Origin of the sequence: Robiginitalea sp. (genome assembly GCF_049588695.1) — a bacterium.
Lineage (GTDB): Bacteria > Bacteroidota > Bacteroidia > Flavobacteriales > Flavobacteriaceae > Robiginitalea.
In genome coordinates, this window is record NZ_JBAVZJ010000174.1 from 1 (window position 1) to 7192 (window position 7192).

The following is a 7192-nucleotide window of genomic DNA, read 5'->3' on the forward strand; positions in this document are numbered from 1 at the left end:
GTAGCGAATGATATTCTCGCATCCGGGTCTGGTGATTAGCTTCAGTACCTGGGTAACTTCGGGCGTCTGTCGATGCTCAATTCCGGCGTAGAGATCCTCTTCGTTTTCCCGAATGATCACTACATCCATATCCGGATGGCGGGTGTCGACAAAGGGATAATAGCTGTTGCAGGGCCGCACATTGGCGTAAAGCCCCAGGGTTTTCCGAAGTGTAACGTTCAGGCTTTTATACCCACCGCCCTGAGGGGTGGTGATAGGGCCCTTAAAAAAGATTTTGTTCTTGCGAACCGTGTCCCAGGCGGAATCCGAAATTCCTGTGGTGACGCCTGAAGTATAGACTTTCTCACCGACTTCAATAGTGTCGATATCGAGCTGCGCCCCGGCGGCATCGAGAATGCGGAGGGTAGCTTCCATGATCTCCGGGCCAATCCCGTCCCCGTAGGAAACGGTAATAGCAGTTTTAACATTCGGGGCTTTTGCACTATTGGCTTTGGGCCGATTAGAAATCTGAGTGTTTGAATTCATAGGGTTCGTTTCTGGTTTACAGGGCAAATATCTGTGTAATTATCCATATATTTTTATTTATGTTTTTAATTAAAAACATAACGAATATTAATGAATATGAAAACAACAGGATTTCGGTGGCATTGTATGGGCTCCCTGTCTATTTGGTTTTTGAAAGGGAAATTATTAGTACCTTTTGGCCTACTTAGCATAGTGAGATATACCTCAATACAGGTTTTTCGCTGACAACAACCTCCGCAATATGGAATTAAACATCATTGAGAAACTGGCGGTAATCAAGGCGGTCGACGAAGTGATAAGCATGGATGATATGCTCGATATCGGGGAGTTGGACTATCTCAGTCAACTCGCAGAAGTAATGAATTTTGATGCGGAGCTCCTCATTCAGGCCCGGGAAGTGGAGGCTATTGAGGCCATTGCTGTAATACAGGTGATGCCCGAATCCAAAAAAGCTTTTTTGATGCGAAGTATGACTGAAGCCGCTAATGCCGATGGAGTGGTCGATGAGGCTGAAATGCATTTTATATTTCGAATAATGGCCGCGGCGGGCATTTCCTCGGGGGATTAAACGATCTATGACGGATATGCGGCGACGAATGACTCACCAGATGGGAAAATATAAAGGGTTGCTATAGAAATCAATACTTTTAGAGCAGGAATTGTTTATTATGAGGTTTCAAAGGTGCATGGAACAAACGCGACACAGAACGGGACATAATATGATCTTGTTGCTCTTGCTGGTTTTAATCAGCTCGGCAGCGTATGGTCAGATCGGAGAAGTCAAGACGGAAGACCGCGTGATTGTGGGTTCCTCCGGAGACCCTCAGATCACCTTGCCCTATCTCGAGTTTATCCGGATTTCCGACAAACCGGGATATTACAAATTGTGGTACAAGGATGAGGTGCATTCCCGGGATAAGATCAAATCTCTCGATTTTTATGCCTCTGAAATGGAATTGAACTACCTCTACCATGTCTTTAAGGATGGTTTCAGCACTGTAAAGCAGCGCTTAAGTGTTGGGGAAGGATTGATCCAGACCATGCGCCCGGGCCGCGTAGGTGAACCGATGAAAGTGACGATATACTATGAGAACGGATCCCAGGGAGCCTTCTACCTGAAAGAGTCTGAATTGGAACGCATGTTGGGCAGTTATAAAAATGTGCCTTCGGAATAAATAGTAGCCACGAACTTCGTTATCTGACTTTTTTTCATCAAAACCTCTTAAATTTGCTCAAAAGCCTAATCGATGAAAATCCAAGCCCTCTTACCTGCCCTTTTGCTTACCCTGTTTGTCGCCTTCACTTCTTGTAAGGAAGAAAAGAAAACTGAAACTGCGCCTTCTCAAACCGAAGTCCAGTCAGACACCCCCACCGACGATTTAACGGCCGAGGTCCGTTATCAGTGCCCAATGGACTGCGAGGATGGAAAAACGTATGAGGCCGAAGGGAAATGCCCGGTTTGTAAAATGGACCTGAAGCCTGTCTCCAAGGAAACCTCCATGACCACCTGTAAGATGCACGCCAATGGCGAATGTACCTGTAAAAAGGAGAATTGTTCTTGTGAAAATTGTCCGAAACATAGCAAAAGCTAAGGGCTCTTCTTAAAACCACAACCCTGAATTTCTTTTGTGTTCTGTGCACTCAGCGTGATTTTATCTTGAGCTTTCCCCAAATTGACCCGGGATCCTCCCGTTTGTAGGGCATCAACAGGATCATCGTCGGAACACGCGGTAAAGAGCAGGAGCAGGAGTGCCAGCACTCCCACGTTTAGTTGATCACATTTATTTAGAGTACTAAAACTACGGCTTAATACGATTATTAAAAAGTTGCCTGGGTTTTAAAGGTTGCCTGGCGTTTGATAGGTTTTGCCCTTTCGCTTCGGTACTTCTCTATGGGAACTCAAATGTTTACTCAGGGCGGCTTTCACTTCATCGAAATTGGATTGCACCAACCAGTGTCCTCCGTCTACTTCCAAAAAAGTATACGCCCCTTTTATAAAGTCCCGTGTTTTACGAGCTCCAAAGGCCCCGATCGCAAAATCCCGATTCCCCCAAATAAATAGGGTAGGCTTTTCGACATCGCCTATGGGTTTTCGGCCTTTTCTAAAATTAGCCCTGTAGTAATTCAGGGCTCCGGTGAGGGATGGCTTTCTCCTGAATACGGTGAGGTAATTTTCCAGGGCTTCAGGGCTGGAACGCTTCCATAGTTTTCGAAACGCCTTAAAATCATTCCGTCTCACGAAGCGTTCAGGGATATATGGGAGTAAGAAAAAACCGATATAGCGGCTCATCTTTTTTTGTTCCTTATCTTCTTTTAATGCGCTTGCAAAAGCCCTGCTGTGTGGAATAGAAAGGGACGTCCAGCTCAGGATTCTCCCGGGGTGGTTATAGGTGATGTCCCAGCCAATGGCAGCTCCCCAATCATGCCCGACCAGGTGAAATTTGCCCGGCTTCAGGGTATCCGCTATTTCGAGAATGTCATTACTGATTTTTTCAATGGTGTAGTGGCTGACTCCTTTGGGGCAGGCATTTTTACTGTATCCCCTCATATCCGGGGCAATACAGTAAAACCCGAGGGCTGCGATTTCAGGCATGAGTTCCACCCACATGATTGACGTTTCCGGAAATCCATGGAGAAAGACTACGAGTTCGTCTTTTTTATCTCCACAGACCCGATAATCGAATTCCAGGTCTCCCAGGCGTAGGGATTTTGTAGTTGTCATGGGACGAGAGATTCCCGGTTTGTTGTGGGGATCGCCCTAAGATAAGGAAATGAATAGTTAGTTGGCAAGGGATTGAGGCTGCCACCTGCGGAATTAAAGGATGCCCTTGTTTTCTTGAACGGGACTCAAAAGTGGCCTGGTGGGAGATCTAGTTATTGACGCGATAGGTAATTCTACGGTTGGAGATTACGGTGGTGACGATCACAGTTAATAAGGCGGAATCGGATATAAGTGGCGGACAAGCTCCCGAGGCGGGTTGAACCTGAACCCGAAAAAGATTTGTATTGTCGGAGGTTTGAAGCGACCCTACCTGTAGGGTGTTGGTCTGGCTACCTGAATACTTACTCCCATCAGAAAGGTCTGTAAAGGTAGTTCCGCCATCCGTACTTACCTGCCATTGGTAGGTCGGTGATCCGCTCGTTGTCACTGTGAATATAGCATTAGTTCCTGTAATGCCTTGTTGATTTGAGGGTTGTGAGGTAATGGCAACCCCTGCTACTACTTCCGCACTGACCGATTCAGAAGTGCTAAAGCCGGAACTCTCTGTAATGGTTACCGTAAATGTATAACTTCCGGGAATAAGACCTGTCACAACAGGGTCCTGGTCGGAGGAGGAAAAACTATAACTCCCTGGCCCGCTTCCCACCCAGCTAAAACTGGCTCCGGAAGACCCTGCTCCCGAGGGATTTGCGAACAGGTTCAGGTTGTCCCCTTCACATACCGGACTGTCTGAACTGGGAGATACGGAGAGGGAACCTCCGGAGGTGTTTAAATCCTCAAAACTATAATCAGCGCCTGCCGCTCCATTACACGTGGAATAGATCCGACTCCCAATAACAAGTCTTTTTGCTGCACTACAGGGGTTGCCCTCGTCCAGGGTTCCCCCCGAGATCTTAAAGACCGCACCCGACGGGAGGGTAAACGTATGATTGCCAGTCCAAATAGCAAGTCCCCCGGTCTGCAAATCAATCAGCGGCGTGTTTAGACTAGCCGTATTCGTAATTCTAAGGGTATCCGTACCGCCAGTTCCGTCTCCGACAAAAAGTCCGGCAATGGCAGATGGAATGGCACTTCCCAGGTCTATGGTGGATCCTCCAATGATATATACATCATTGGTGCCAGGCACTTCCCCGGGATAATTTGTAGCCGCCACCCAGGCCGTACCGTTGTACGTTTCCCAATTGCCCGAATCGGTCCAATTCCCGGACCCCACGGATCGGTAATCCCCCGTCACCTGGGCGTGAGATATACCCAGAAAGCAGAAAAGTACCAGCAGGAGCAAGCCCTTAGAATAGAATAAATGGATGTTAACAGTTCTGATTTTGAAATATATTTAAAGCAATCTATTAAATATCCGGATGCTGGATTAACTTATGTTGTAAAGTCCTGAAATACTGTGGTTAAATACAACCCGGTTTTAGTAGCTTTAGGGTTGTGAGTGCAGAATTTCAGCAATACGATGCGACCAGGGCTATACTTCTGGTAGTTTTTGGCCTTCCGGGAACCGGGAAAACGACCTTTGCCCGGGCGTTGGCGGAGCGGCTGGGCCTCCTTCATTTCAATACTGATATTATACGCGCGGAACTGGGTAGAAAACAGCAGTATGATCTCAGGGATAAATCCTTTATATACACCCGGATGCTGGAGCGTGCCCGGGGGGAACTTCAGAAAGGGAAGGGAGTCATCCTGGATGGAACGTTTTACCGGGAGATTTTCAGAAACCCATTCGCCGAGTTGGGAAGGGAGCTCGGGATACCGGTTAAATGGATTGAAGTTACCGCAGGGGAAGATGTAGTTCGCAAAAGGGTATCTGTTGCTCGTCCGTATAGCGAGGCGGATTTTGACGTGTTCCAAAAGATCCGAAAGGAATTCGAACCCTTGAAGGTCAAAGCCCTCCAACTGCATTCGGACACGGAAGATCTGCCCGAAATGATTGAAAAAACCGTGGAATTCCTGAGCGAATGACAAAAGATCAGGTCGAGAAGATAATTAACAATACGGCTGTACCGCATCCTACCCTTGAGCTGCAGTTGGTCGAGACGCATATTTCCTGGGTAATCCTCGCGGACTCCTTTGTGTACAAGGTTAAAAAACCGGTACGCCTTAGTTTCCTCAACTTTTCCACTTTGCTGAAGCGGGAGTATTATTGCGAGCAGGAAGTACTGCTAAACCGAAGACTGGCCCCCGAGATGTATTTGGGGGTGCTAGCAGTTACTGATGACTCGGGAAAGGTTACCATAGGCGGGAAAAGGGGAGAAGTTATTGACCATGTGGTCTGGATGCGTCGTATGGATGATAGCCGGCAGATGGATTTGCTTCTGGCAGAAGGGGAGGTTGATGTCGGACAAATGGAAAAACTTGCAGGGATCTTAGCCCGATTCCACAAGGGAGCCAAAAGGGTAAGGGTCTCCGAGACCTGGAAGGAACTTCATGAGGAGTTTGCCGATATTTCCGGGCAGGCGACCTTTCTGGAGGAATTTTACAAGGCGGGTTCGGGTGTATTTACAGAAGAGGTCATTCGTTGGGGATACGGTTTTTTAAGGGAGATTCAGGCCCGGATCGAAGCGCGAAAAGAATCCGGGTTTGTAGTTGACGGACACGGGGACCTGCATTGCCGAAATATTATTCTTGAGGTCGAACCCGTTATTTTTGATTGTATCGAGTTCAGCGAGGCACTCCGAACCCTCGATGTGTTGAATGAAGTGGCATTTCTCTGTATGGATCTCGAGCGATTTGGCAGAGATGACCTGTCCGAAGCTTTTTTGGACAGGTATCTGGCCCTTACCGGAGCCATCGAAAACAGGACGGATCGATTGTTATTTCTATACTACAAACTGTACCGGGCCAATGTCAGGATCAAGGTATTATGCATACAGCTTAAAGAAGGGGAGGGAGGTTCTGACCCAAAAGGATGGGAACTCATCGAGAAGTACATGCTCTTGTTCAAGAGGTATTACGGGGAATTGAAAAGGGCCTGGAATACCGGGTAAAAGCGGGCTAATTCACCTACTTGATAAATCAGACGATCATCTTTTTATATCTTCACCCAAACATACGATTATCCTGGCCGTATAGGGATTTTGAGTCTAACCTGGAGCAGAAGCGCTTTATATTCGGAGCGCGTGTTCAGCAGATTAAAATACAATGGGAAACAATTTTTTAAAAGCGGCGCTGCTCCTGTTCACAGTGGCGCTGGTTGGGTGTAAGAATACGGAGAAGGCCATAGCGGAACCGGCACCCTCAACCTCAGGCTATCAGGGACAAGGCCCAAACCCGGTAGTGCCTACCGTAGATCGGCCGGTTCAAAAGCAATGGAAAGGGGTTTGGGCCTTTAACGACAGTACTACCTTTTTCGCCAATGATTTTGAAGGGGGGCGCCTCAATGGGGTGGCGTATGACGGCAATGATCATTATACGATCTGGATAACTGCAGAGAATACCCCCATAAATGTCAGCCCCTGGTATGCCTTTAAGGTCTGGACAACCCGCCCCAGGGAAATCACCGTGCAACTGAGTTATCAGGATTCCCGCAGCAGGTATTACCCGAAAATCAGCACGGACGGGGTACATTTTAAACCTTTGGATAGCACCTATTTTAAAGCCCTGAATCCGGGGGAGGGGGAATTTGGGATTAAGGCCGCTCCCGAATTTGCTGAGATCACCCTTGAGGTCAACACCGAACCTGTGATTGTTTCTGCCCAGGAACTCTATACCTCTTCCAGGGTAAAATCCTGGGTGGATTCGCTCAGCCAAAAATCTTTTGTTAGTAATTATCCTATTGGCCTTTCGAGGGAAAACAGGCCGCTGCATTTATTGGAAATACAGGAGGGAAGCCAGGCGAAGAAAGCCCTTATGGTGATTGCCCGCCAACACCCGCCCGAAGTTACGGGCTTCCTGGCGATGAAGTCCTTTGTTGAAACCCTCTCGGGCGAGTCGGACCAGGCC

General features: G+C 47.8%; 9 protein-coding genes. 6 read left to right on the forward strand and 3 right to left on the reverse strand.

The window, feature by feature from the left end:
• On the reverse strand, window positions 1-525 hold a 525-nt coding region (locus WBV75_RS04145), incomplete at its 3' end, for an isocitrate/isopropylmalate family dehydrogenase (protein WP_424119389.1).
• A gap of 241 nt (window positions 526-766) precedes the next feature.
• Here WBV75_RS04145 and WBV75_RS04150 point away from each other — a divergent pair.
• The 3 genes from WBV75_RS04150 to WBV75_RS04160 all read left to right on the forward strand — a co-directional run bounded on the left by WBV75_RS04150 (window position 767) and on the right by WBV75_RS04160 (window position 2117).
• On the forward strand, window positions 767-1093 hold the full coding sequence (locus tag WBV75_RS04150) for a TerB family tellurite resistance protein (protein ID WP_424119390.1): 327 nt from the start codon (window positions 767-769) through the stop codon (window positions 1091-1093).
• Between the two features lie 118 nt (window positions 1094-1211).
• The gene (locus tag WBV75_RS04155) at window positions 1212-1700 is read left to right on the forward strand and encodes a hypothetical protein (protein ID WP_424119391.1); all 489 of its coding nucleotides are present in this window, start codon (window positions 1212-1214) and stop codon (window positions 1698-1700) included.
• Between the two features lie 72 nt (window positions 1701-1772).
• Window positions 1773-2117, forward strand: coding sequence for a heavy metal-binding domain-containing protein (locus tag WBV75_RS04160; RefSeq protein ID WP_424119392.1), 345 nt, complete (start codon window positions 1773-1775; stop codon window positions 2115-2117).
• Between the two features lie 245 nt (window positions 2118-2362).
• Here the strand turns inward: WBV75_RS04160 and WBV75_RS04165 are convergent, their stop codons facing one another.
• On the reverse strand, window positions 2363-3247 hold the full coding sequence (locus tag WBV75_RS04165; protein WP_424119393.1) for an alpha/beta fold hydrolase: 885 nt from the start codon (window positions 3245-3247) through the stop codon (window positions 2363-2365).
• Between the two features lie 148 nt (window positions 3248-3395).
• A complete protein-coding gene (locus WBV75_RS04170) occupies window positions 3396-4529 on the reverse strand; it encodes an immunoglobulin domain-containing protein (protein ID WP_424119394.1) in 1134 nt (377 codons plus the stop codon).
• A gap of 152 nt (window positions 4530-4681) precedes the next feature.
• On the opposite strand from WBV75_RS04170, the gene WBV75_RS04175 reads away from it, so the two are divergent.
• From WBV75_RS04175 to WBV75_RS04185, 3 genes are all read left to right on the forward strand, one after another.
• Window positions 4682-5212, forward strand: a complete 531-nt coding sequence (locus WBV75_RS04175; protein WP_424119395.1) for an AAA family ATPase — start codon at window positions 4682-4684, stop codon at window positions 5210-5212.
• The gene (locus tag WBV75_RS04180; protein WP_424119396.1) at window positions 5209-6237 is read left to right on the forward strand and encodes a hypothetical protein; all 1029 of its coding nucleotides are present in this window, start codon (window positions 5209-5211) and stop codon (window positions 6235-6237) included. Before WBV75_RS04175 ends, WBV75_RS04180 begins: the two co-directional genes overlap by 4 nt.
• A gap of 154 nt (window positions 6238-6391) precedes the next feature.
• Window positions 6392-7192 (forward strand): M14-type cytosolic carboxypeptidase (locus tag WBV75_RS04185; RefSeq protein ID WP_424119397.1); only part of this gene is annotated, 801 nt, incomplete at its 3' end.

Coding starts and splice junctions, on each gene's coding strand:
- WBV75_RS04180 (WP_424119396.1), top strand. CDS start 5,209: ATGACAAAAGATCAGGTCGAGAAGATAATTAACAATACGGCTGTACCG.
- WBV75_RS04160 (WP_424119392.1), top strand. CDS start 1,773: ATGAAAATCCAAGCCCTCTTACCTGCCCTTTTGCTTACCCTGTTTGTC.
- WBV75_RS04165 (WP_424119393.1), bottom strand. CDS start 3,247: ATGACAACTACAAAATCCCTACGCCTGGGAGACCTGGAATTCGATTAT.
- WBV75_RS04150 (WP_424119390.1), top strand. CDS start 767: ATGGAATTAAACATCATTGAGAAACTGGCGGTAATCAAGGCGGTCGAC.
- WBV75_RS04155 (WP_424119391.1), top strand. CDS start 1,212: ATGGAACAAACGCGACACAGAACGGGACATAATATGATCTTGTTGCTC.